Annotated in this window: 29 protein-coding genes and 1 tRNA gene; 12 read left to right on the top strand and 18 right to left on the bottom strand. The window is 72.2% G+C overall.

Annotated features, from left to right (window positions below; genetic code table 11):
- Positions 1–31: 31 nt before the first annotated feature.
- Together BJF77_RS16230 and BJF77_RS16225 are read left to right on the top strand one after the other, a co-directional pair.
- Positions 32–376 (top strand): hypothetical protein, encoded by a 345-nt coding sequence (locus tag BJF77_RS16230; protein WP_047804039.1) that lies wholly within the window; start codon positions 32–34, stop codon positions 374–376.
- Between the two features lie 695 nt (positions 377–1071).
- Positions 1072–1881: a hypothetical protein gene (locus tag BJF77_RS16225; RefSeq protein ID WP_139318620.1), complete on the top strand. Its 810-nt coding sequence runs from the start codon at positions 1072–1074 to the stop codon at positions 1879–1881.
- On the opposite strand, the gene BJF77_RS16220 is transcribed toward BJF77_RS16225, so the two are convergent.
- Positions 1869–2147 carry a hypothetical protein gene (locus BJF77_RS16220; RefSeq protein ID WP_075872844.1) on the bottom strand — a complete coding sequence of 93 codons (279 nt, stop codon included), beginning with the start codon at positions 2145–2147 and terminating at the stop codon, positions 1869–1871. The two genes, BJF77_RS16225 and BJF77_RS16220, sit on opposite strands and share 13 nt — an antisense overlap.
- 228 nt (positions 2148–2375) lie before the next feature.
- Here BJF77_RS16220 and BJF77_RS16215 point away from each other — a divergent pair.
- A tRNA-Leu gene (locus BJF77_RS16215) sits at positions 2376–2449 on the top strand.
- 121 nt (positions 2450–2570) lie between these two features.
- Here BJF77_RS16215 and BJF77_RS16210 read toward each other — a convergent pair.
- On the bottom strand, positions 2571–3290 hold the full coding sequence (locus tag BJF77_RS16210; protein WP_075872818.1) for a hypothetical protein: 720 nt from the start codon (positions 3288–3290) through the stop codon (positions 2571–2573).
- Between the two features lie 411 nt (positions 3291–3701).
- Between BJF77_RS16210 and BJF77_RS16205 the strand changes: the two genes are divergently transcribed.
- The 3 genes from BJF77_RS16205 to BJF77_RS16195 all read left to right on the top strand — a co-directional run bounded on the left by BJF77_RS16205 (position 3702) and on the right by BJF77_RS16195 (position 5499).
- Positions 3702–4250 carry a hypothetical protein gene (locus BJF77_RS16205; RefSeq protein ID WP_075872817.1) on the top strand — a complete coding sequence of 183 codons (549 nt, stop codon included), beginning with the start codon at positions 3702–3704 and terminating at the stop codon, positions 4248–4250.
- Positions 4247–4816 carry a dihydrofolate reductase family protein gene (locus BJF77_RS16200; protein WP_075872816.1) on the top strand — a complete coding sequence of 190 codons (570 nt, stop codon included), beginning with the start codon at positions 4247–4249 and terminating at the stop codon, positions 4814–4816. The genes BJF77_RS16205 and BJF77_RS16200 overlap by 4 nt, the downstream gene beginning before the upstream one ends.
- Positions 4817–5010: 194 nt before the next feature.
- Positions 5011–5499, top strand: a complete 489-nt coding sequence (locus tag BJF77_RS16195) for a hypothetical protein (protein ID WP_139318619.1) — start codon at positions 5011–5013, stop codon at positions 5497–5499.
- Here the strand turns inward: BJF77_RS16195 and BJF77_RS16190 are convergent.
- The 3 genes from BJF77_RS16190 to BJF77_RS20665 form a co-directional block, all read right to left on the bottom strand.
- Positions 5460–6122, bottom strand: coding sequence for a pentapeptide repeat-containing protein (locus tag BJF77_RS16190; protein ID WP_083665219.1), 663 nt, complete (start codon positions 6120–6122; stop codon positions 5460–5462). The two genes, BJF77_RS16195 and BJF77_RS16190, sit on opposite strands and share 40 nt — an antisense overlap.
- A 94-nt stretch (positions 6123–6216) precedes the next feature.
- A complete protein-coding gene (locus BJF77_RS16185; RefSeq protein WP_075872814.1) occupies positions 6217–6447 on the bottom strand; it encodes a hypothetical protein in 231 nt (76 codons plus the stop codon).
- Between the two features lie 21 nt (positions 6448–6468).
- On the bottom strand, positions 6469–6615 hold the full coding sequence (locus BJF77_RS20665; RefSeq protein WP_158041298.1) for a hypothetical protein: 147 nt from the start codon (positions 6613–6615) through the stop codon (positions 6469–6471).
- 146 nt (positions 6616–6761) lie between these two features.
- On the opposite strand from BJF77_RS20665, the gene BJF77_RS20235 reads away from it, so the two are divergent.
- Together BJF77_RS20235 and BJF77_RS20660 are read left to right on the top strand one after the other, a co-directional pair.
- Positions 6762–6986 carry a hypothetical protein gene (locus BJF77_RS20235; RefSeq protein ID WP_139318618.1) on the top strand — a complete coding sequence of 75 codons (225 nt, stop codon included), beginning with the start codon at positions 6762–6764 and terminating at the stop codon, positions 6984–6986.
- A gap of 5 nt (positions 6987–6991) precedes the next feature.
- Positions 6992–7150 carry a hypothetical protein gene (locus BJF77_RS20660; protein ID WP_158041296.1) on the top strand — a complete coding sequence of 53 codons (159 nt, stop codon included), beginning with the start codon at positions 6992–6994 and terminating at the stop codon, positions 7148–7150.
- Here the strand turns inward: BJF77_RS20660 and BJF77_RS16170 are convergent.
- The 5 genes from BJF77_RS16170 to BJF77_RS16145 form a co-directional block, all read right to left on the bottom strand.
- Positions 7147–7644 (bottom strand): hypothetical protein, encoded by a 498-nt coding sequence (locus BJF77_RS16170; protein ID WP_139318617.1) that lies wholly within the window; start codon positions 7642–7644, stop codon positions 7147–7149. The genes BJF77_RS20660 and BJF77_RS16170 overlap by 4 nt on opposite strands.
- Before the next feature lie 4 nt (positions 7645–7648).
- On the bottom strand, positions 7649–7918 hold the full coding sequence (locus BJF77_RS16165) for a PLD nuclease N-terminal domain-containing protein (protein WP_075872810.1): 270 nt from the start codon (positions 7916–7918) through the stop codon (positions 7649–7651).
- Between the two features lie 264 nt (positions 7919–8182).
- A complete protein-coding gene (locus tag BJF77_RS16155; RefSeq protein ID WP_075872808.1) occupies positions 8183–8548 on the bottom strand; it encodes a hypothetical protein in 366 nt (121 codons plus the stop codon).
- A gap of 82 nt (positions 8549–8630) precedes the next feature.
- The gene (locus BJF77_RS16150) at positions 8631–9275 is read right to left on the bottom strand and encodes a hypothetical protein (RefSeq protein WP_075872807.1); all 645 of its coding nucleotides are present in this window, start codon (positions 9273–9275) and stop codon (positions 8631–8633) included.
- A 129-nt stretch (positions 9276–9404) separates the two neighbouring features.
- Positions 9405–10235: a hypothetical protein gene (locus BJF77_RS16145; RefSeq protein ID WP_075872842.1), complete on the bottom strand. Its 831-nt coding sequence runs from the start codon at positions 10233–10235 to the stop codon at positions 9405–9407.
- Between the two features lie 96 nt (positions 10236–10331).
- On the opposite strand from BJF77_RS16145, the gene BJF77_RS16140 reads away from it, so the two are divergent.
- Positions 10332–10673 (top strand): hypothetical protein, encoded by a 342-nt coding sequence (locus BJF77_RS16140; protein ID WP_139318616.1) that lies wholly within the window; start codon positions 10332–10334, stop codon positions 10671–10673.
- Between the two features lie 123 nt (positions 10674–10796).
- Positions 10797–11054, top strand: a complete 258-nt coding sequence (locus BJF77_RS16135) for a hypothetical protein (protein ID WP_075872805.1) — start codon at positions 10797–10799, stop codon at positions 11052–11054.
- Between the two features lie 96 nt (positions 11055–11150).
- Here the strand turns inward: BJF77_RS16135 and BJF77_RS19685 are convergent, their stop codons facing one another.
- The 3 genes from BJF77_RS19685 to BJF77_RS22110 form a co-directional block, all read right to left on the bottom strand.
- Positions 11151–11615, bottom strand: coding sequence for an ester cyclase (locus tag BJF77_RS19685; protein ID WP_158041294.1), 465 nt, complete (start codon positions 11613–11615; stop codon positions 11151–11153).
- A 274-nt stretch (positions 11616–11889) separates the two neighbouring features.
- The gene (locus BJF77_RS22115; RefSeq protein WP_255396319.1) at positions 11890–12213 is read right to left on the bottom strand and encodes a hypothetical protein; all 324 of its coding nucleotides are present in this window, start codon (positions 12211–12213) and stop codon (positions 11890–11892) included.
- The gene (locus tag BJF77_RS22110) at positions 12210–12722 is read right to left on the bottom strand and encodes a hypothetical protein (protein WP_255396318.1); all 513 of its coding nucleotides are present in this window, start codon (positions 12720–12722) and stop codon (positions 12210–12212) included. Before BJF77_RS22110 ends, BJF77_RS22115 begins: the two co-directional genes overlap by 4 nt.
- 221 nt (positions 12723–12943) lie before the next feature.
- On the opposite strand from BJF77_RS22110, the gene BJF77_RS16120 reads away from it, so the two are divergent.
- Positions 12944–13156, top strand: a complete 213-nt coding sequence (locus BJF77_RS16120; protein ID WP_047804056.1) for a hypothetical protein — start codon at positions 12944–12946, stop codon at positions 13154–13156.
- 64 nt (positions 13157–13220) lie between these two features.
- Here BJF77_RS16120 and BJF77_RS16115 read toward each other — a convergent pair whose 3' ends face one another.
- The 4 genes from BJF77_RS16115 to BJF77_RS16100 form a co-directional block, all read right to left on the bottom strand.
- Positions 13221–13481: a hypothetical protein gene (locus tag BJF77_RS16115; RefSeq protein WP_075872803.1), complete on the bottom strand. Its 261-nt coding sequence runs from the start codon at positions 13479–13481 to the stop codon at positions 13221–13223.
- A gap of 17 nt (positions 13482–13498) precedes the next feature.
- Complete coding sequence (locus tag BJF77_RS16110; protein WP_047804058.1) at positions 13499–13771, bottom strand: hypothetical protein; 273 nt, start codon at positions 13769–13771, stop codon at positions 13499–13501.
- A 117-nt stretch (positions 13772–13888) separates the two neighbouring features.
- Positions 13889–15589 carry an NAD(P)/FAD-dependent oxidoreductase gene (locus BJF77_RS16105; RefSeq protein ID WP_047804059.1) on the bottom strand — a complete coding sequence of 567 codons (1701 nt, stop codon included), beginning with the start codon at positions 15587–15589 and terminating at the stop codon, positions 13889–13891.
- A complete protein-coding gene (locus BJF77_RS16100; RefSeq protein WP_047804060.1) occupies positions 15586–17100 on the bottom strand; it encodes an amino acid permease in 1515 nt (504 codons plus the stop codon). The genes BJF77_RS16105 and BJF77_RS16100 overlap by 4 nt, the downstream gene beginning before the upstream one ends.
- Positions 17101–17198: 98 nt before the next feature.
- Here BJF77_RS16100 and BJF77_RS16095 point away from each other — a divergent pair, with 98 nt between their 5' ends.
- Positions 17199–18785 (top strand): PucR family transcriptional regulator, encoded by a 1587-nt coding sequence (locus BJF77_RS16095; RefSeq protein ID WP_075872802.1) that lies wholly within the window; start codon positions 17199–17201, stop codon positions 18783–18785.
- 4 nt (positions 18786–18789) lie between these two features.
- Here BJF77_RS16095 and BJF77_RS16090 read toward each other — a convergent pair whose 3' ends face one another.
- Entirely contained in the window at positions 18790–19596 is an 807-nt protein-coding gene (locus tag BJF77_RS16090) for a carbon-nitrogen hydrolase family protein (RefSeq protein ID WP_075872801.1), read from the bottom strand.
- Positions 19597–19807 lie beyond the last annotated feature (211 nt).

Below are 19807 nucleotides of genomic sequence, written 5' to 3'. Positions count from 1 at the left end.
GCGGCCACCGCACGCGAAGAAGGGTGCACCCATGGACCACCACGTCTCCGTCCTCGTCCAGGTCGACCGGCAGGGCGCCGCCGTGCGCCTGGTCGTCAGCGGATGCCTGACCGAGCACAACCACCAGGCCGTGCGTCCGCTCGTCCTCCGGGCGCGCACCCTGTTCCCGCCGGCGAACGTCTCGGTCGATCTGACCTGCGCCGACCACGTGGAGGCCTCCGCGGTGGACCTGCTGCGCTGGTCACTCGACGAGGACGCCATGCTCGAGCAGATCGGCCCGGTGGAGCTCGTGCTCCCGGATCCGCTGCCCGAGCACCGCCCCGCACTGCACCGCGGGCACCGCGGCCGGGACGCGGCGTCCGGACTCGCGGCCTGAACAGGCACCTCGCCCACCAGGACGAGCGCGAACCGGGCGGGGCGCGCCCCGGACAGCGCGCCGACCGGTTCAGGCGGCCAACCATCCGGGAGCCCGCAGGTCCATGGGAGCATCCTTCGTCGCATGCATTCCGTCGGCCGTCTGCTGGACCGCTCCTCAGCCTAGGCATCGCGCGGCGGTCGTCACCAGCGGCCTGCCCGCACAACGCCGGACAGCCGGCCCGCGAGCCGCCGCAGCTCGGCGTCCTGCCCCGGGTCGTGCGCGGTGCCCGTCCCGGACCGGTCACCGGCGACTAGGCTCGGAGCAGAACGGAAGGTCCTCGGGCGCCGCGGTGCCCTGCCGATGCGCCCCGGTGCGCCCGACCCGCCCGGTAGTCCGGACGACGGTGGACGGTGGACGGAGCCGGGCGCGCGACGAGAGAGGACGACGATGCGGACGACGACGGTGGGGATCATGGCCGATCCAGGCCTGCCGGAGAAGGTGGCGCGGCGGGTCGCGGAGGACCTGCCCGGGGTGCTGTCGGAGCGCTCCGGTCCGGACGTCTCCTGGGAGATCGAGGTCAGCCGCGAGACGCTGCCGCTGACCGAGGAGGGCGCCATCCCCCTGCTGGACCGGGCGGAGGAGCTGCGGGAGCGCTACGGCTGGGACGTCGTGGTCTACCTGACGGACCTGCCCCGCTCCCACGGTGGGCCCCGATGGTGTGCGAGCTCAGCGCCGAGGCGGCCGCGGCGCTCGTCTCCCTGCCGACCCTGGGCCTCGACCACTTCGCGCAGAAGGCGCGCCGGCTGCTCGCCGCACTGGTCGACGCCCTGCAGGAGGGCACCGCGCAGTGTCCCTCCGCGACCGAGGTCGTGGAGGCGCTCGGGCACGGCCAGGTCCGCTGCGTGCTGCCGGACGGCGACGGGGACGTGTCCTACATCGTGCTGCCCGGACGGGCGAACCGGCTGCGGCTGCTGGCGGGAATGGTGCTGAGCAACCGCCCCGGACGGCTCCTCCCCGCGCTGGCCAGCTGCGTGGCCGCCGCCGCGGCCACCGGCGCCTTCGGCATCTTCTACGCCTCCATCTGGAACATGTCCGACGCCCTCCACCCGGCGCGGCTGGCCATGATCAGCGTGGTGGTCACCGGAGCGCTCAGCGGATGGCTCATCTTCCACAACAGCCTGTGGAACCGGAGCAGGGACACCGACGAGCCCTGGCGGGCCGGGTCCGACAACGCCTCCACCGTCATCACCGTGTGGCTGAGCGTGGCCATGATGTACGCGGTGCTGTGGTCGCTGCTCTTCGCCGTGTCCCTGGCGGTGATCGAGGCCGACTACCTCCAGAGCCAGCTCGGCCATCCCGTCGGCGTCCTGGACTACGTGCACCTGTCCTGGCTGGCCGCGTCCCTGGGCACCCTCGCCGGGGCCCTGGGCTCGAACTTCGACAGCGACGAGGCCATCCGCGAGGCCACCTACAGCCGGCGGGAGCACCAGCGGCGGCAGCTCGCGGACACCTACGACGACTGAGGCCGGAGCGCGTCCGGGACGCTGCGGGCGGCGCTGATCTCCCGGGCGTCGAGCTCCACGGTGATCTCCTGGCACCGCTCCAGGGTGAGGGGATGGGCCCCGTCCGGGACGGTGAGGTACTCCTGCTCGAGCTGGCGGGAGACCTTGCTGTGGAGCACGTGCAGCTCCGTCTCGGCGAGCTCGGTCAGATCCGCGGGGAACGCCGCCTCCGGCGGCAGGTAGGTGCTGGGCGCCGGGTCACCCGGCACCGCTGGGTCGCCGCTCATGCCGCCCACCGGATTCCCGCGGCGTGCTCGGGGCAGGTTTCCTCCAGGGACCGCCGGGCGGTGGATGCGAGGGATGGGTGGTGCACGGCGGCAGCCTCCTGCGTGTTCGACGACGACGCGGCCGGCTGCTCGACCACCGTCGAAGAATACTCGATCCGGACGGGTGGCGTCGCTCCGTCCGGCGTCGTGACCAGATAGGGTGGTGCGGCGCCCGAGAGGGCGACACCGGCCCCCATAGCCCAATCGGCAGAGGCAGCGGACTTAAAATCCGCTCAGTGTCAGTTCGAGTCTGACTGGGGGCACTGAAGAACCGCGGAAGAAGGCGGAAGTCGTCCGAATCGGTAACCGACGCAGGTGGCCGGTGCGCCGAGTCGTTCTCCATTTCCGGCTCGGGTTCTGCCCCGGGAGCGGCGCGCCCCCGGATCAGCCCCGCTGTTCGCGCTCTTCCGGCTCCGCCCGGCGCCGAGCCCTCCGGTCCAGCTTCATCCGGCGCACCACCTCCGCCTGCGCCTCGTCGGTGAAGGCGTGGGTCAGCTCGTCGCTGGCCCCGACCAGGGTGGTGATGTTGAAGAGGCTGGCGGTGCGTTCGGCCAGCCGGCCCAGGGCTTCGAGGGAGAAGTGGGTGAGGTTCGCACAGTCCAGCAGCGCCTCCTGCGGCGGGAGGTCCCGTCCGGTGAACGGTGCCAGCAGCGCGGTGACCTGCTCGGGCTCCAGCAGCTTGCCCGGCATGGTGAGCGTGACCGGCTTCAGGGAGTCCGCGTCCCGCTTCAGGTGGGTGAGGGCCTGTTCGCTCATCTCGCCGAGCACGTCGATGAGCTGTTCGGCCGTCAGGACGTTGGACAGCGGGTCGCCCACGATCCTGCCGCGGGAGGACTCCAGCTTGGGGAATCCGGAGGGCCACTGGTCGTGGATGCTCGGGGTCTGGGTGCCGGTGGGCCACACGCGGAAGCGCGCGAGGTCACCCTGGTACGTGAAGACGAAAGGGCGCTCGTCCAGCACACCGGTGGCCGTGAGCGGGAGGGCGCCGAAGCGGTGCAGCGACCCGTCCTCGTCGCGGCGAAAACGCAGGCCAGGATGGCGGACTTCCAGGACGGAGACGACTTCCTCGTGGGCTGCGTGCTCGGTGTGGGGTTCGGGGTTCACGGGTCTCTCCTGGGATTCGGCCGGACCAAGGCGGGCCGCCTCATGGTTCATGTCTACGGGCTGACCCTGTGGTGTTGCTGAGCCAGCCCTGTCGGTTGTCCGGCATGCTCCTGACCGGCCACGCCGGGCCGACGAGAAGCCTCGCCCGTTCATCCAGGGCATCACCGAGCCGCCGTGAGACTGTCCGCCCTGCGGGTGCTGCCCGGCCGCGGCGTGAGGCGCACCGGTGCGTCCCGCAGCACGCTCCTCGTGCCGTCGACACGGTGACGACATCTCTGAGACATGCGCCCCCGACCCCGCGGCGATGACCCTGGGTGAATTGCGTCGCCGGCGAGGAGGGCGACCGCCTGGTCACCTGCCCTACCGGGCGCCGGGTCTACCCCCGGCCTGCGCGGTCGGCGATCATGAGGCATGACCGATCGTGCCGATGAGGAGACACCGCGGTTCGTCACGTTCCAGTCGTGGCGGATCCGGGTCGCGATCGCCGTCGTGTTCTTCGCGCTGATCATGGTCGCGTCCGCGCTCGTACCGGAGGGGCCGTATCTTCTGACGACCGGACCGGTGTTCTTCATCGGCTTCACGGCGTACTCGTTCGCTCTGCACAGATCGGTCGTCATTCGACTGGAGGACGACGCCGTGGACATCCGGCTCGGCTTGCACAAGGCGAGGATTCCCTACGAGGACATCACCGAGGCGGCCGTCGGGCCGCGCACCGAGTGGTGGCGCATCGGCCGGCGCCGCTTGGACGACCGGGCCGCCGGCTACCTGACGGGCGGGCCCAGCGTGCGCATCAGCACCGGGTCGACGTCGGTGGTCGTCTCGGCCGCGAAGTCCTACCGGGTGGCCGGGGCGATCCGGCGGAAGTGCGATCACCTCGCCGAGGAACGGGGTGTGGCACGGAGCAGGCCGGCCGCTGAGGCAGCCGAGCCGGCACCACAACAAGGGAGGACAACGAGATGAGACCACTTCGATACTCGATCAACGTCACGCTCGACGGCTGCTGTCATCACGAGGCGGGGCTCCCCCCGGACGAGGAGTCGATGCGCTACTGGACCGCTGAGATGGAGCGAGCCGATGCCCTGCTGTTCGGCCGGGTGACCTACGAGATGATGGAGTCGGCGTGGCGGAAGCCGGCCACGGGCCCGTGGCCCGACTGGATGGACGAGTGGGAGACCCCCTTCGCCGAGGCCATCGACCGGGTGAAGAAGTACGTCGTGTCGAGCACGCTGAGCGGGGTCGACTGGAACGCCGAGCTGGTGCAGGGCGACCTGGGGCAAGCGGTTCAGCGGCTCAAGCAGGAGCCGGGCAACGGCCTGTGGGTGGGTGGCGTGACGCTCCCGACGGCGTTGGCGGATCTGGGACTGATCGACGAGTACGAGTTCCTGGTGCAGCCGGTCCTTGCCGGGCACGGGCCGACGTTGCTCGCCGGTCTGCGCGAGCGCGTCCAGCTCGAGCTCGTGGACCGCCACGAGTTCCGGTCGGGGGCGGTCGCCCTTCGATACCGGCCCACGCGAATTGCGGCTTGACGTGCTTCGTCCCGGCATGTCGGCCGCTGCCTCGCGACGGAACGACGACTCGGAGTCTCGCTCCCCCGCGCCGGCCGTGGCGCGGACGAGCGGGCATGTCGGCGGGGTATGGCCCGGAGGCACCGGCAGCGGCCAGGGCGGATGCTGCCTGACGCGGCGCTAGGTTGACTCCATGATGATCGAGGTGGAGCTCAGTGAGTGGGAGCAGCACTGCTGCGGAGACCCGTTCCGGATCGGGCGACCGTCACCTGGAAGCTGGTGGCCCGAGCCCGATCAAGGACGCCGGCACGGTGCGGCGCTGCCGCGAGGAGCACCACGGCGAGACGCCCGAGCGTGTGCCGCACCCGCCGGTGACCGGCACCGTGCGCACCATCCAAGGGCTGCACTACGCCTTCGACGAGGGACCGCACCCGGGTGAACTTGCCGTGCGGCCCAGCAGCGAAGTGGCCGTGGAGCTCGACGCGGTCCCCGGCGCCGGCACCCAGCTGCCGGGGTGCTCGGCAGAGCACCGTCTGCCGGTCTACCGTGTTCGGCTGGAGGTCGCCGAGGACGCGGTGCTGCCGGGTTACGTCGGTGACGGCCAGGACGACTGGTTGGGTCAGGGCCAAGACCGGGGCCGACGGACCGGCCACCGAGCGTGTGCTCAGTCCTCGACGTCGATGCCCAGGTGCGCGGCCAGCTGAGGGGCCAGCTGCTGGAGCTGGAGATGGTCGATCGTCGCCCCGCGCAGGTGGCTCAGGCCGGTGATCTCCAGTAGGTCGAGCCTGCGCAGGTCGACGTCGCGCAAGGTCGCCCCGGAGACGTCCAGGGTGCTGAGCTCGGAGTCGGTGAACGCCAGCCGTTCGACCCGGGCGCCGGTCAGATCCAGCTCGCCGATGACGCAGTCGGTGAAGAGCACGTCGCGCACGGTGGCTCCGCGCAGGCTGAGGTAGCCGAGCTTGGCGCCGCGGACGTGGACGGCGTCCCAGGTGCCTTCGATGCACTGCAGCACCCCGAGCCGGGAGTGCTCGAGCACGGTGTTCCGGAATCGGGCGTAGGCGGCTGCGACGGTGGGGATGTCCAGCCGGGACAGTTGGGAGTCGGCGATGCGGGTGCTGGTGAGTTCCAGCTCGTGGGTGTTCAGCGCGGTGAAGGAGCAGTCGCTGAAGCCGATGTCGGAGAGGTCGGCCCCGGTGAGGTCGTCGCCGGTGAAGGCCAGCGCCTCGTAGTTGCCGTACGGGTGGATCGTGGTGCTCGCGCCGTCGGCGAGCTCGGGCAGGTGGAGGTCGTGCAGCCGTGGGGGAGCGGGGATGGTGCGTCGGGGCATGGGTTCCACGGTAGCCGGGGGGTTCAGCGAGATGTGCGGCCGGGTCGTCAGCCGGTGCGGCCGGCGGTGTGCAGGCCCGCGCGACGGCGGCGGTCTACTGCTCGGCGCGCAGTCGCTGGTCCAGGCGCTCCATGCGCCGGCGGTACTCGAGGTCGCTGGTCCGAAAGCGCCGCCAGGTGAGCACGGTGATGACGAAGGTGAGCAGCGAGTTGGCCGCTGTGAACCACGACATCATGCCGATCAGCGCGAGGACCACTGCGGCGACGAAGAGGACGCCGCAGGCGATCGCGATGGCCCCGCTGATCGGAGCTCTTCCCTTAGTCATGGTGTCTCCTGTTCCAGGTCCTCAGCCGGTGCGGTCGGCGGTGTGCAGGGCGAGCAGGTAGGCCCAGGCCTTGGGAGCACGCACGGCTTCGATCCCGGTGACGATCAAGAGGACGGGACCAGCCGTCGGCACAGGCACCTCGTCGGTGCGCGGGGCGGACTGGTCCATGGCGCTGACGCTACCGGCGGGTCGAGGCGGCGTGACAGGTACACATGAGGGGAAGGACGGCGGAGTCGCCGGCGTGCCAGGATGCGAGCATCGGGGGCGCGGGGGGAGAGGGGAGCGTCGTGGGGACGAGAGTCTCATGGACGATCGTGGTGCTGGCCGCGGTGACGGTGGTCGGCGCCGTGGTCTTCACCACCCGAGGAAGCTGGGGCGGGTGGATGCTGTTCGGCATGGCTGTGGTGCTCGTGGTGGCTGCGGTGCTCGACATTCGTGAGAAGCGGCGGGGTGGTCGGCGAGCAGGAGATGCCCGCGGCATCGGGCCTCGCCATCGGCTCGGGTGCGCCGGGCCGAACGGCGGGGGCTCCTGGCACTGATCGCCTTGCCGTTCCTGCTCGCGTTCCTCATCCGGCATGCCGTGCGCACCGACAACATGCTGCTGGCGATCGGGCTGGTCGTCGGCTCGGTCCTCGGGACGCGGTGGCACGACAGGCGGAAGGCTCGGAAGAAGGCGCGGCGGGGCTCCGAGCCTCTGGTCTAGGAGGAGGCGTGCGACTCGCGGTAGCGATACAGGCCGGCGCCCAGCAGGGCAAGCAGGGCGGCGGGCGCGGCGTACATCACCGCGTGCACGAAAAGCGGCTCCACCATCCGCGCCAGATCGCCCAGCGGAAGGTCCAGCACCATCCCCCACAGACCCATCATGTAGCCGTAGACCAGGTTCACGACCGCCACCATGGCTCCCGCCGCAGCCCACAGGGCGACCACCTGCGGCGTGGGCACGTACCGGTATCCGTCGGCCACCGCCCAGATGCCCGCCGGCACGAAGGCGAGCATCGCGGCCACGAGTCCGGGCATGTACGGGGAGTCGGTGACGAACCAGTTGTTGCGCAGCAGCACTTCGAAGCTCCCCTGCAGCACGACGACGACCGGGACCACGCGCAGCAGCACCTGCAGCACCCAGTAGCGAGGTCGCGTGCGAGGCGGAACTGAGGTCGCGGATGAGGTGGTCCCGTCGTGGCTGCGTTCTGTCGTCATGTCGTCAGCCCCTCCGAGGCTCGGGTGCGCGGCGCCGGCCGACGGCCAGCCACAGGAGCGGGCCGAGGACTGGGGCCGCCATGATGACGAGCAGCCACAGCAATCGCTGGACCGCGGTGTAGTGACGGTCCCGTGAAAGGGAGACCACCGCGACGGCGACCAGCGCGATCAGCACTCCGCCGGCCAGCAGCGCAGTGAACTCCCAGTGCGTGGGGAGGATCGGATTCGCGCCGGTGGCCTCGCCGAGGACCAGAGCGGCAGGGGCACCGGTCATGAGCGGAGTCCTTCAGCTTCTCGTGCCCGTGCCTCGACAGCTCGCCGGCGCACCCACCACCAGCCGAGAAGGGAAGCCGCCACGTACTGCGTCACGGCGACAGCCCACTTCATGGCGAGACCCTCGAACAGGTAGGTCGACAGAGCGAGGCCAACCGCGATCAACAACCCGATCCAAGCCATGATGCTCGGAGCGTGGATCCAGTCGTCGTGGAACCGGGCCGGACTCAACGGCTGGCCTGGTCACTGCAGATGGACGTGGTCATCACTTCTCCTCTGCCCGGTGGCTGGCTTCTACGCGGCGGCGGGACGGGCTGACCGCGATCCAGAAGACAGAGGCGATAGCCGCACCCGGGAACGTCGAAACGAGATCCATGTCCCAACGGTAGGGGAGCGGACGGCGTGGGCGGCTGAAGCCCTGATCGGGGAGCGTGTTCAGCGCGGTGGAGGAGCAGTCGCCGAAGTCGGCGCCGGAGAGGCCGACCCCGGTGAGGTCGTTGACAGTGAAGGCCAGCGCCTCGTAGCTCCCGTGCGGGTGGATCGTGGTGCTCGCGACGCCGGCGAACTCGGTCGGGCGGAGGTCGTGCAGCTGCGAGGGAGCGGGGATGACGCATCGGGGCGTGAGCTCCACGGTGGTCGCGGCGGCGACCGTGAGGTGATGACCGGGCGTCAGACGGTGCGGTCGGAGATGTGCAGTGCGCGGCCCGTGGGGCTCAGCCCAGTTCGGCGATCCGCGCCTTCAGCCAGTCGAGGACCCACTGCTCGAGCTGGTGGGCGTCCCAGTCCGGGGCGCGCACCAGCACCACCTCCCGGTCCTCCCGGTGGGCCGAGACGACGCCGGGCTGGGTGGCAAGCTCCTTGACCAACCGGTTCACCGTGTGTGAGTGCTCGTGGGCGATCTCCTCGTGCAGTCCGACGTCGAAGACCCCTTCGTCGCCGTCGGCCCCGACCTCCACGAGCGGCTCGTCCACCACGGGGACCGGCTCGTTCTTCCCGCGCAGCTCGGTGATGACGGTGGTCGCGTACTCGGTGATCTCGTCCTCGCGCAGTGGGCCCATGCCGCGGCGCAGCCGGTTGGCTTCGACGACGACCAGGTTCGGAGGATAGGTTTCCGAGGCGCCGAGCGGGCTCTTGAGCACCCAGGGGACGTCCTCGTCCTCCGGAGTCATGATGCGGCTGGCGACCCACACCCACAGCGGGGTGAGGGACTGCGGGGTCCCGTCCAGCAGGGCGTCCGGGTCCGGGCCGTCGATGGCGAGTTCCTCGCGCAGCCGGGCCAGTGCCGCGGGGCGTTCGGACAAGTACTCCTCCAGGGCGTGGGCGGCCTGGCGCCTGGTCATCTTCAGGTAGTGCGTCATCGCCGTGAGGCGGACTCTACGGGCGGCGCCCGATGGTGGTGCGGACGTGTGTGCGCTGCGCCGGGGAGCTGGATCGCACGGCCACGAGCACGGCCACGGTGACCACCGCCCCGGCGACCAGCCGGCGGTTCAGCGCGGCAGATGGCGTTCCAACCACAGGGTGCACCACAGCTTCAGTTGGAGTTCGTCCCAGTCGGGGAAGTCGACAGTGAGTGCGGTGGGTCCGTAGCGGTGCACCGCCACGACACCGTCGCGGTCGGCGAGCTCGGCGATCAGCTGTTCCACCAGCCCGGGGTGCGCGGCGATGTCCTCGCGCAGGCCGACGTCGAAGCAGCCGACCTCGGCGACCACCGTCACCATCGGCTCCTGGAGGTCGGTGGCCTCCGGGCCCAGTCCGTGCAGGGCGTCGATGGTGCGTCGGGTGTGATCGAGCATCTCCGTCCCGGACAGCGGGGACCTCCCGTGGGCTGACTGGTAGGCGCCGTAGAGCGGGAAGGCGGGCAGGAAGATCTGGTGGTGACCGGCGGCGAGCACCGGCCGGTTGTGCAGCGGGTGGTCACCGATCAGGTGCTCTCCGACGCCCCAGGTCGCCTCGGGCACGGCAGTGCGCAGGATCTGTCCGAGGTAGGACACGAAGCCGTCCACCAGGAGGATGGTCTCCGCCGGCGGGTGCGGATCCACCAGTCGGCCGTGCCGGGCCCAGGACGGCCAGGTGGGGCGGGTGGGGTCCTCGGTCAGGGACATCGGGACGGTCCCGAGCTCGATGGCCCGGGCAATGATCCACGCCCACAACGGGGAGATCGAGTAGACGGAGCCCTCGAGCATCTCCTCGGGATCCAGACCGGCGCCGGACAGGGCCCCGCGCAGCCGGCGCAGCCCACCGGTGCGTTCGGCCAGGTAGGCGTCCAGCGCGTCCGCTGCCTGCCGGGCGTCCATCAGCTCGTAGAGCAGATCCCCCATGGGCATGACCATACCCCCGCTCGGATCGGGGGAACCCTCCTCGGGATGCGGCCGGTGCGCCGCTGATGCACAGGGTGACGCTGTGTCCGGCAGGGCGTGCGCGCCGACCCCGGACCGGCCTGGGGAGTGCTCCGGCGCGGATTCTGGGCCAACGGGGTCACCGACCTGCGCGGCTTCCTCACCCAGACCCTTCGGTTCACCCTGCGCGACCGCGTCGCCGGGATCCACTGCCCGGTGCTGCTGACCCGCGCGGAGAACGGTCCCCTGGCGGCCGGGGTGGCCGACTTCGCCGCCGCGCTGTCGGCTCCGACCACGGTGCTGGAGTTCGCCGCGGCCGAAGGAGCCGGCGAGCACTGCGAGATGCGGAACCGGTCCCTGCTCAACCGCCGCGTCCTGGACTGGCTCGACGACACCCTCGCCTCCCAGGACCGGCCGTGACGACCGCCGTCACGCCGGGCTGCTGCAAGTCGACGCGTCGCAGGCACAGGCGGCCGCACCCGGCGGGGCACTCCCGGCTTCGACCCAGGTGCAGCACAGGAGACGGTGGCAGGCTCGGCCACCATGAGCACACCGACGACGCGCAGCCCGTACGAGACAGCCGCGGCGACGCGGACGGCCACCCGGGCGGGCCTGGCCGTGCTGACCGCCGTCCTGTTCTGCGCGGCCGTCCACTTCGCCGAGATCGAGTTCATCACCGCCGCCCTGCTGACCGGGGTGGCCGGCGTCGCGGTCGACCTGCGGCAGACGGAGAAGCTGGCCCGGGCCCGGGCGAAGTGCTGGGCCGGGCCCACGACCGCCGGACGCGCGGGTCCGCGCTGACCGACCCCGACCGGTCGGGCCCGGCGTCCCGCGCCCCACCGCGGCGGGGGCGAGGACTCTGGAGCGGTCGTACCGGGGCGGTGGTGCAGGGACGGATCAGACCAGGCCGAGCTGCTGGGCCAGGCCCATGATGTCCAGGTAGCGGTGCTCCTCCGCGGTCAGACCGTCCTCTCCGATCCGGTCGAAGACCGCCATGGGGACCGAGACGCGGCGTCCGGTCGCCGGCACCTCCCCGGCCGGCATCGACAGAGGCCCGGTGTGGGTGCCCACGAACATCAGCCGGAGCACGTTCGTGGATCCGTCCTCGAGCAGTTCCTCCAGCTCGAGCGTCATGTCCGGCATGGCGCTGATCCATCCGCGGGTGTCCTGCTCGATGGCTTCCCGGCCCTGCAGCGGTCCGGGTGCGGCGGGGGTGTAGACGATCGCGTCTTGGCCGAAGCCCGCGGCGAAGCCCGCGGCGTCGTGGGCGTTGAGGGCCGCGAGGGCGCGCGTGACCGCCTCTCGGCGGTCATCGCCCGCGCCGGGCACGGGCCCCACGACGGATGTGTGCGTGTCGTTCAAGACGGCCTCCACTCCTGGTCCTTGCTGTCCGGGACGTGCTGTCTCCGACGCTAGGCACCGCACGCGGGCGTCTCCAAGCCTTTCGACGCGATCGCCACCGGTCCGTGACCGTCGACCACATCGTGACGCCGGCCGTGCCCGGCCACGCCCCGGCGCCCCACGGCAGGACCCAGGCGTACACGTGCCCACCGTTCCCGGCACCGCGCGGAAACGCGCGGTGCCGGGGCGGTTCCGGGCCTCCACGGCACCTGCGGCTGAACGGTTGCGCGCCGGGTCAGCGCGGCAGATGGCGCTGCAGCCACAGGGTGCACCACAGCTTGAGGCGCAGCTCGTCCCAGTCGGGGACGTCGACGACCAGGGCGGCGGGCCCGTAGCGGTGGACGGACTCGACGCCGTCCCGGGCGCACAGCTCGTCGATCAGCTGCGGCACGATCTGCGGGTGGTCGGCGGGGATGTCCTCGCGCAGGCCGACGTCGAAGCAGTCGATCTCGGCGACCACCGTCACGAGGGGCTCCTCGATGGCGGCGGCCTCCGGGCCCTCTCCGTTCAGGGCGTCGATCGTGCGGCGGGTGTGGGCGAGCATCTCCGACCCGCTCATGGGGGATCGGCCGTGAGCGGACTGGTAGGCGCTGTAGAGCGGGAGGGCGGGCAGGAAGATCTGGTGGTGGTCGGTGGCGAGCACGGGATAGTTGAGCAGCGGGTGGTCGGCGAGGAGGTGCTCCCCGACCTGCCAGCCGCGTCGGGGGCCGCGGCGTCGATCACCCGGCCGAGGTAGGAGGCGAAGCCGTCGACCAGCGCGATCGTCTCGGCCGGTGGGTGCGGGTCCACGAGCCGGCCGTGCCGTGCCCAGGACGGCCAGCCGGGCCGGGTCGGATCATCGGCGAGCGCGTGCGGGTCCACCCCGAGCTCGGTGATCCGTGCGGTGATCCAGGCCCACAGCGGGGAGACGGAGTAGACCGACCCGTCGAGCGTCTCGTCAGGGTCCAGGCCGCCGTCCGCCAGGGCGCCGCGCAGACGCCGCAGCGCCGGGTCGCGTTCGGCCAGATAGGCGTCGAGCGCGTCGGCGGCCTGTCGGGCGTCCATCATCTCGTACGGCTGGACCAGCATGGAGGTGACCTTACTGCGGATCGGCGTGTTCCGCTTCCCGGCCGTGCGCGGACCGGAGCTGCGGTGGGCGGGGCGGGGCTCTTCCGTGACGGGGGCGTCCGGGTGCACAATCTGATCCATCGAGGACCTCGCGAGCGCACCGATGCACCGGTGCAGTGGGGTCCTCGGTACATCGACGACCTCCCGGGACCGGCCGGGACGGCCCGAAGGAGTGCGCTGGCATGGAGTCCAACGAGTGCACCGAGTGCGACTGGGGCACGGTGGCCCGCTACCGGGTGACCGCCACGCAGGAGATCGTCCAGTTCTGCGACGAGTGCGAGGCGGTGTGGGACGCGGAGGAGGACCGCACGTCGCCGTCGGTGACCACGATCGAGCAGTTCCTCACGGTGCGCGGGCTGCCGCTGCTGCGGTCGGGTCTGGTCCCGCTGGTCTGAGCGCGGACGTGCGGCCCGCGGCGGCGTCGTGGGCCGTGCGGCGAGGCCCGTGGGGCCGGAGTGATCAGAGCGCCGTGAGGAGGACGTGGAGCAGCTGCGCGTGGCTGAGGCCGAGGGGGAGGGCGGCGGTCGCCGCGGCCAGGCCTGCGCCGGCCACGGCCCGGTCCAGGTGCGCGGCCGCGGCCGCCCGCGATCCGGGGGCCCGGCGCCGGCCGGGCCCGGAGCGGTGCAGCCCGGCCTGGACCAGGCTCCACGCCGACGTGGCGACGGAGGCGGCCACGACGAGGCATCCGTAGAGCACGAGGACGCCGGGCAGCTGCACCATCGGGGATCTCCGGCCGCTCAGCCGGCGGCCAGCGCCACGGCCAGCCCCAGGGTCAGCACGCCCACGAGCTCCCACGTGCGGCGGTAGGCCCGGCGGTACTGCTGCTCCCCGCGCAGCTCCAGCCATGCCACCGTGGACGGGGCCAGGGCGGCCTGCGCCCCGCTGCGGGATCGGTGCAGCCGGGTCAGCGTGCCGATGTAGCGGCTCCAGTGCAGGGCGGACAGGCCCCCGACCACGAGCAGCACGGGGATGGCGGCCAGCAGCACCCACGAGACGAAGGAGTCGGGCATGGTGGGCCTCCGGCGGTGAGGGATGTTCTCCACCAGAATGTGTGCACCAGCAAACACTTGTCTGTCCGCAGATGTGGGGCCGCCCCGGCGGCCCGGGGGACCGCCGGGGCGTGGTGCTCAGTCCAGGGCGATCGGCCCGAGCTCGTCGAGGAGGTCTCCCGGCCCGGGGTTGCCGGGGGCGCTCGCCCCGCCCAGGTGCCGGACGACGCCCCACACGGCGTTCAGGCCGGTGGTCACCGCCCCCTCGGCCCAGCCGGCGGTGAAGGAGATGTCGTCCCCGGCCAGGAAGATCCCGCGCTGGTGCTCCGGGAGGCCCTCCTGCGCGAAGTGGGTGAACAGGCGCTGCTGGTAGCGGTAGTGGCCGGGCAGGTTGGCCTTGAAGGCGCCCATGAAGTTGGGGTCGGCCTCCCAGGAGACGGTGATCGGCTCCCCGACGATGTGGGAGGCGATGTCCACGTCCGGATAGATCTGCTTCAGGGAGTGCAGCATCAGCTCCACCCGGCCGTCGGCGTCGAGGGCGAGCCACTTCAGGGCGTCGTCGTTCCAGGTGTAGGACAGGAGGATCACGGCCGGCCGGTCCGGGCCGTCGTCGAGGAGGTAGGTGGCGCGCGGCAGACGGTCGGTCAGGGTCATGCTCAGGGTGTCCCGCCCCGTGGCCGGGTCGACGTCCTTCCAGAAGGGGCGGTCCACCATCACGAACGTCTTCGAGGACTGCATGTAGTGCGAGCGCTCCATGGCGGTCCACAGCGGCGCGGGGAAGAGTCCCTCCTCGGTGTGGATCCGCGTGGAAAGCAGCCAGGACTGGCAGGTGGCCACGACCGCGCGGTACTCGGCGGCGCGCCCCCACTTCTCCTCGATGCGCAGGTCCCCGACGCCGCCGTCGGCGGTGGCGGGGCGCGAGATCCGGGCCACGGCGCCCCGGGGGGAGCCGTGGTGCAGCGAGGCGAGGGACGTCCCGGCGGGCCAGTGGGCGATGTCCTCCGGGGCGTGGTGCCACAGCGCCTCGGGGAGCCGCTGGGCGCCGCCGGCGATGCTGCGGTGACCGTCGTCGGCGTCGGTGTAGACCACCCGGAGGATCTCGAGGATGGAGTTGGGGAAGTCGGTGTCCCAGCCCCCCGTGCCGAAGCCCACCTGACCGAAGGCCTCCCGGTGCTCGAAACCGGCCTCCTTGAACGCCGTGCTGGCGGCGATGAACCCGTAGAAGGTCTGCTCGTCGAGGTCGCGGACCAGCTCGTTCCAGAGCTGTTTGATCCGGCGGGTGTCGCGGGCCTTGATCGCCTCCTGCATCTGCAGGAACTGGGCGCCGTCGTCAACCGCGTGGTGCCAGGCGTCGGCGACCTCCTGGAAGAACGCGGGCAGCTCGTCGGGGGTGCGGGCGTAGTGGGACCGGCCGCCGAGCTCGATGACCGTGCTCGGGGTGACCTCGGAGAGGGGGTTGGGGAACGCCTCGGTGCGCAGCCCCAGCTTGTCGACGTAGTGGTAGAAGGCCCGGCCGGAGACCGGGAACCGCATCCCGCCCAGGTCGGCGGTCACCGACGGCGCGCCGGAGAACGAGGCCGTGCGGAGCCGCCCGCCGATCTCGCCCGCCTCGTACACCACGGGGTGCAGGCCCAGCTTCATCAGCTCGTAGGCCGTCACGAGCCCGGACAGGCCCGCCCCGATCACCGCGACCTTCGTGCCGAGTGCGGCCTCGGGCACGCTGCCCAGTCCCGCCGGGTGCTGGAGGTAGGTGTCGTAGCCGAACGGGAAGTCGGGGCTGAGCATGGTGATCGGCGCGGCGCCGGCGCCGGAGTGGTTGATGTCGGTCGCGATGGTCATGCGGTGTCCTTCACGGTCTCGTGGGTCGGGGTCACAGGGGCGGAGGCCTCCGCGTACTCACTGTCGGTCAGGGCGGCCACGGCCGAGTGCCTGCGGCCGTAGCCGAGGTACACGCCGGCGCCGACGGCCATCCAGAGGGCGAACACCACCCAGGTGGAGCCTCCCAGATTCAGCATGAGGAAGGCGCACATGAGCACGGCGAGGATCGGCGTGACCGGATAGAACGGCACCCGGAAGGTCCGGGGCAGGTCGGGGCGGGTGCGGCGCAGGTGGATCACGGCGAGGCTGACCAGGCTGAAGGCGAAGAGGGTGCCGATGCTCGTGGCGTCGGCCAGCTCGCCCAGGGGCACGAGCCCCGCCGTGGTGGCGATGACGCCGCCCGTGATCAGCGTGTTCGCGATCGGGGTGCCCGTGCGGGCCGACACCCGGCCGAAGACGGGCGGCACCAGACCGTCGCGGGACATGGCCATCAGGATGCGCGTCTGCCCGTAGAGGACGACGAGCACGATGCTCACGATGGCCACGACGGCGCCCGTGGCGAAGACGAGCGAGACCCAGGGGCGTCCGGTGATCTCCTGCAGGACGCCCACGAGGGCGGCCTCCTGGCCGTCGAACCAGTGCCACGGGCGGGCACCGATGGCGGCCACCGCGACGAGGATGTACAGGGAGGTGATCAGGGCCATGGAGAGGATGATGGCCCGCGGCAGGTCCCGCTGCGGATCGCGGGCCTCGTCCCCGGCGGTGGAGGCGGCGTCGAAGCCGATGTAGGAGAAGAACAGGCGGGACGCCGCGGCGGTGACGCCGGCGGTGCCCATCGGGAGCAGCGGGGCGAAGTTGCGGGAGTCGAAGGCCGTGAACGCCACGGCCACGAAGAACAGCAGGACGGCGATCTTGAGCACCACCAGCACGGTGTTCACCCAGGCGCTCTCGCGCGATCCCCGGATCAGGACCACCGTGGCGAGCAGCACGACCGCGACGGCGGGGACGTTGAAGACACCGCCGTCCCCGGGCGGCTGCACGAAGGCCTCCGGGAGGGTGACGCCGAACGCCGTGGCCATCTCGGTGAGGTACTCCCCGGCGCCGACGGCGATGGCGGCGACGGACACGGCGTACTCCAGCAGCAGGCACCAGCCGCAGATCCAGGCGAGGCCCTCGCCCATGGTGGCGTAGGTGTAGGAGTAGCTGGACCCGGAGACGGGCACGGCGCCGGCCATCTCCGCGTACGAGAGCGCCGAGAGCATGGCCGCCACACCGGCGATGACGAACGAGATCCACACCGCCGGCCCCGCGAGGGGCACCGAGTCCCCGAGCACCACGAAGATGCCCGTTCCGAGCGTGGCGCCCACGCTGATCATGGTCAGCTGCAGCAGCCCGAAGCTGCGGATGAGCCCGGTGCTGGCGGTCTCGGACTCGCGCGCCATCTGGTGCAGCGGTTTGCGCCGGACCAGCTGGCTGCCGAGCGGGAGGCCCGGGCGCGACCGCCGGTCCGGCAGGGTGGGTGTTGTGGTCATGGTGGCGTCCCTTTCGACGAACGACCTGCGGGGCACCACACACCCTAGGGATGTGACGTGCATCTCAGGCGGGACGAAGTGTCCTATAGTTCCCTCGCATGAGCGGAAATGCACCACTGCGGGAACCAGCCGCCACGGAGGGCTGGGGGGAGCTGACCCTGGACCGCCTGCTGGCGCAGATGCCGGCGGAGCTGGAGCTGGTGACCTCCTGGGCGGGGGCGTCGGCCCCGCCGCTGCGCTGGGTGGCCACCAGCGAGCTGGAGGATCCCACGCCCTTCCTGCCGGGCGGGGAGCTTCTTCTCACCGCCGGGGTCCCGCTGGCCGGACGGTCGCCGGCGGAGGTCGCCGACTACGTCGCGCGGCTGGCCGCCGCCGGGGTCACCGCCCTGGGGCTGGGCGTCTCCCCGGTGCACGAAGCTCTTCCCGCCGGGCTCGCCCCGGCCTGCGCGCAGCACGGCCTGCCCCTGGTGCGGGTCGCGGAGCACACGCCGTTCGTCGCCGTCACCCGCAGGTTCGCCGCCGTGCTGGAGGCGGAGAACGACCGGATGGCGCGGCAACTGGTCCAGGCCAACCGCCGGATGCTCAGGGCCGTGCTCTCCGGCGCCCCGGAGAGCTCCCTCCTGGAGGTGCTGGCCGCGGAGGTCCGGGCGTGGGCGGTGCTCACCGGTGCCGACGGGCGGATCAGTGCCTCCGCGGGCCGTCCCGTCCTCGACGAGGAGCAGCTGCGCCCCCTCCAGGAGAAGATCCTCGCCGGCAGCGGCCCGCGGGTCGAGGTGGCCAGCTTCGCCGAGCCCGGGGCGGCCGTCGTCGTCGGCCACCCCCTGCGCAGCGAGCGCGACGTCAACCTCGGCACGCTCGTCCTCGGAGCGTCCGCCGCGCTCTCCCCGGCCCAGCACACCGCGGTCTCCGTCGCCGTCGGCCTGCTCGAGGTGCTCCTGCGTCAGCGCACGGTCGGCAACCTGGCGCCGAGCCGCCTCGCCACCGCCCTGCTGCTGGGGGCGGGGGAGCCCGGGGATCGCGCCGTGCTGCGGGCGCTGGCGCAGAGCGTCGCCGGCCCCGAGGGGGAGCCGGTGCGGGTGGTGCAGGGGGTCCGCGGGCGGGGCCACGACGGGCCGTGGCCCCCGCGGATCCCCGACGAGCTCCCCGAGCTGCTCCAGCTGCGCCGGCTGTTCGACACCCGGCTCGTGGAGCTCACCGAGTACGGCTTCGTCACCGTCACCCGCTCGCCGGTGCCCGGCCGGCTGGTCACGGACCTCGAGTCGCAGGGGTGGGTCGTGGCCGTCGGCCGGCCCGTGGAACCGTCCGGTCTGCGGGCCGCGCACGAGGAGGTCTCCGCCCTGCGCCGGAGGCTGCGGGCCGGCGGCGGGAGCCTGCGCGCGGAGGACGTTCCGTGGTCGGTGGCGGGCCTGCTCGGCCCGGAGTCGGGGCGGCTGGTGGCGGACCGGCTCCTCGCGCCGCTGGAGCAGCTGCCCGAGCAGCGCCGGGAGCTGCTGCTCGCCACGCTGCGGTGCTGGCTGGACGCCCACGGCAGCTGGGACGCCTGCAGCCGCCGGCTCGGCCTGCACCGCAACAGCGTGCGCCGGCACGTGCAGCAGGTCGCCGAGCTGCTGGGCGTGGACCTCGACGACGCCCGCGTGCGCGCGGAGCTGCTGATCGCCCTGCAGTTCGTGCCCGGGGCGCCGTAGTCCCTCAGCGGGCCGAGCGCCCGCCCCAGCGCCCGTACAGGTCCGGGCGGCGGTCCCGCAGATAGGGCACGCGCTCGCGGGCGGCGGCCACGAGGGCCGAGTCCACGACGGCGTGCACCAGGTCGGGGCCCGCGCCGGCGTGGGCGAGGAGGCTCCCGTCGGCGCCGGCGACCACGCTCTCCCCGCCGAACTCCAGCCCGCTCTCGGTGCCGCAGTGGTTGGCGTAGGCGATCACCACCTGGCTCTCGAGGGCGCGGGCCGGGAGGAGGATGTTCGGCACGGCCGCGAACCCGGCGCCGAGGGCGGTCGGGACCAGCAGCAGCTCCGCGCCCTGGTCCGAGGCGGCGCGCACGCTCTCCGGGAACTCCACGTCGTAGCAGATCAGCAGCGAGACCCGCAGGCCGCCGTGCTCCACCACCTGCGGGGCGTCCTCGGCGGGGGCGAAGGCCCGCCGCTCCTCCTCCCCGAACAGGTGCACCTTGTCGTAGCTCAGCACGGCCCGCCCGGCGTCGTCGAGGAGCGTGGCGGCGATGTGCCAGCGCCCGCCCGCGCCCTCCCGGGGGGCGCTGTAGACCAGGGCGATCCCGTGGCGGCGGGCGATCGCGGCGGCGCGGTCGGCGATCAGGCGCAGGTCCTCGGCCGTCAGCCGCTGCCGGACCAGCTCGGGGCTGTAGCCGCACGGGAACAGCTCCGGGGTGAGCAGCAGGTCCGCGCCGTCCTGGCGGGCCCGCCGCGCGGCGTCGTCGACGACCCGGAGGTTGGCCTCCAGGTCGAGGACCGTGGCCTCGGCCTGGAGCACGGCGATCTTCATGGGCGGCCTTTCTCGCAGGAACCGGCGCCGGGCGGGAGTCCGCCGGCGCTGCGGGCTGTGATGCCCGGCACAGTCTGTCAGCACGTTGTCCGCGGAGCAACAATTGTTGCCACGGCGATCCCGGGCGGGGCCGTTCCGGACGGTCCCGCCCGCCGACCGCGCCGGTCCGGGAGCCGCGCCCTCGCCCGGACCGGCACGATAGTCTCGGCGG

This window comes from Kocuria sp. CNJ-770, from assembly GCF_001942375.1.
GTDB classification, from domain to species: Bacteria; Actinomycetota; Actinomycetes; order Actinomycetales; family Micrococcaceae; genus Kocuria; species Kocuria oceani.
Note: the sequence above shows the minus strand (reverse complement) of the source record. Positions and strands in the feature narration are given on the sequence as shown.

Bases quoted from the DNA above. Each gene is read 5' to 3' on its own strand.
- BJF77_RS16135 (WP_075872805.1), top strand. From the start codon at position 10,797: ATGAGCACACCGACGACGCGCAGCCCGTACGAGACAGCCGCGGCGACG.
- BJF77_RS16095 (WP_075872802.1), top strand. From the start codon at position 17,199: ATGAGCGGAAATGCACCACTGCGGGAACCAGCCGCCACGGAGGGCTGG.
- BJF77_RS16190 (WP_083665219.1), bottom strand. From the start codon at position 6,122: ATGCCCCGACGCACCATCCCCGCTCCCCCACGGCTGCACGACCTCCAC.
- BJF77_RS16100 (WP_047804060.1), bottom strand. From the start codon at position 17,100: ATGACCACAACACCCACCCTGCCGGACCGGCGGTCGCGCCCGGGCCTC.
- BJF77_RS22115 (WP_255396319.1), bottom strand. From the start codon at position 12,213: ATGAGCGGGTCGGAGATGCTCGCCCACACCCGCCGCACGATCGACGCC.
- BJF77_RS16090 (WP_075872801.1), bottom strand. From the start codon at position 19,596: ATGAAGATCGCCGTGCTCCAGGCCGAGGCCACGGTCCTCGACCTGGAG.
- BJF77_RS16120 (WP_047804056.1), top strand. From the start codon at position 12,944: ATGGAGTCCAACGAGTGCACCGAGTGCGACTGGGGCACGGTGGCCCGC.
- BJF77_RS20665 (WP_158041298.1), bottom strand. From the start codon at position 6,615: ATGGACCAGTCCGCCCCGCGCACCGACGAGGTGCCTGTGCCGACGGCT.
- BJF77_RS16185 (WP_075872814.1), bottom strand. From the start codon at position 6,447: ATGACTAAGGGAAGAGCTCCGATCAGCGGGGCCATCGCGATCGCCTGC.
- BJF77_RS16170 (WP_139318617.1), bottom strand. From the start codon at position 7,644: ATGACGACAGAACGCAGCCACGACGGGACCACCTCATCCGCGACCTCA.
- BJF77_RS16230 (WP_047804039.1), top strand. From the start codon at position 32: ATGGACCACCACGTCTCCGTCCTCGTCCAGGTCGACCGGCAGGGCGCC.
- BJF77_RS16150 (WP_075872807.1), bottom strand. From the start codon at position 9,275: ATGACGCACTACCTGAAGATGACCAGGCGCCAGGCCGCCCACGCCCTG.
- BJF77_RS16115 (WP_075872803.1), bottom strand. From the start codon at position 13,481: ATGGTGCAGCTGCCCGGCGTCCTCGTGCTCTACGGATGCCTCGTCGTG.
- BJF77_RS16225 (WP_139318620.1), top strand. From the start codon at position 1,072: ATGGTGTGCGAGCTCAGCGCCGAGGCGGCCGCGGCGCTCGTCTCCCTG.
- BJF77_RS16205 (WP_075872817.1), top strand. From the start codon at position 3,702: ATGACCGATCGTGCCGATGAGGAGACACCGCGGTTCGTCACGTTCCAG.
- BJF77_RS22110 (WP_255396318.1), bottom strand. From the start codon at position 12,722: ATGCTGGTCCAGCCGTACGAGATGATGGACGCCCGACAGGCCGCCGAC.
- BJF77_RS16200 (WP_075872816.1), top strand. From the start codon at position 4,247: ATGAGACCACTTCGATACTCGATCAACGTCACGCTCGACGGCTGCTGT.
- BJF77_RS16220 (WP_075872844.1), bottom strand. From the start codon at position 2,147: ATGAGCGGCGACCCAGCGGTGCCGGGTGACCCGGCGCCCAGCACCTAC.
- BJF77_RS16110 (WP_047804058.1), bottom strand. From the start codon at position 13,771: ATGCCCGACTCCTTCGTCTCGTGGGTGCTGCTGGCCGCCATCCCCGTG.
- BJF77_RS16145 (WP_075872842.1), bottom strand. From the start codon at position 10,235: ATGGGGGATCTGCTCTACGAGCTGATGGACGCCCGGCAGGCAGCGGAC.
- BJF77_RS16105 (WP_047804059.1), bottom strand. From the start codon at position 15,589: ATGACCATCGCGACCGACATCAACCACTCCGGCGCCGGCGCCGCGCCG.
- BJF77_RS16165 (WP_075872810.1), bottom strand. From the start codon at position 7,918: ATGACCGGTGCCCCTGCCGCTCTGGTCCTCGGCGAGGCCACCGGCGCG.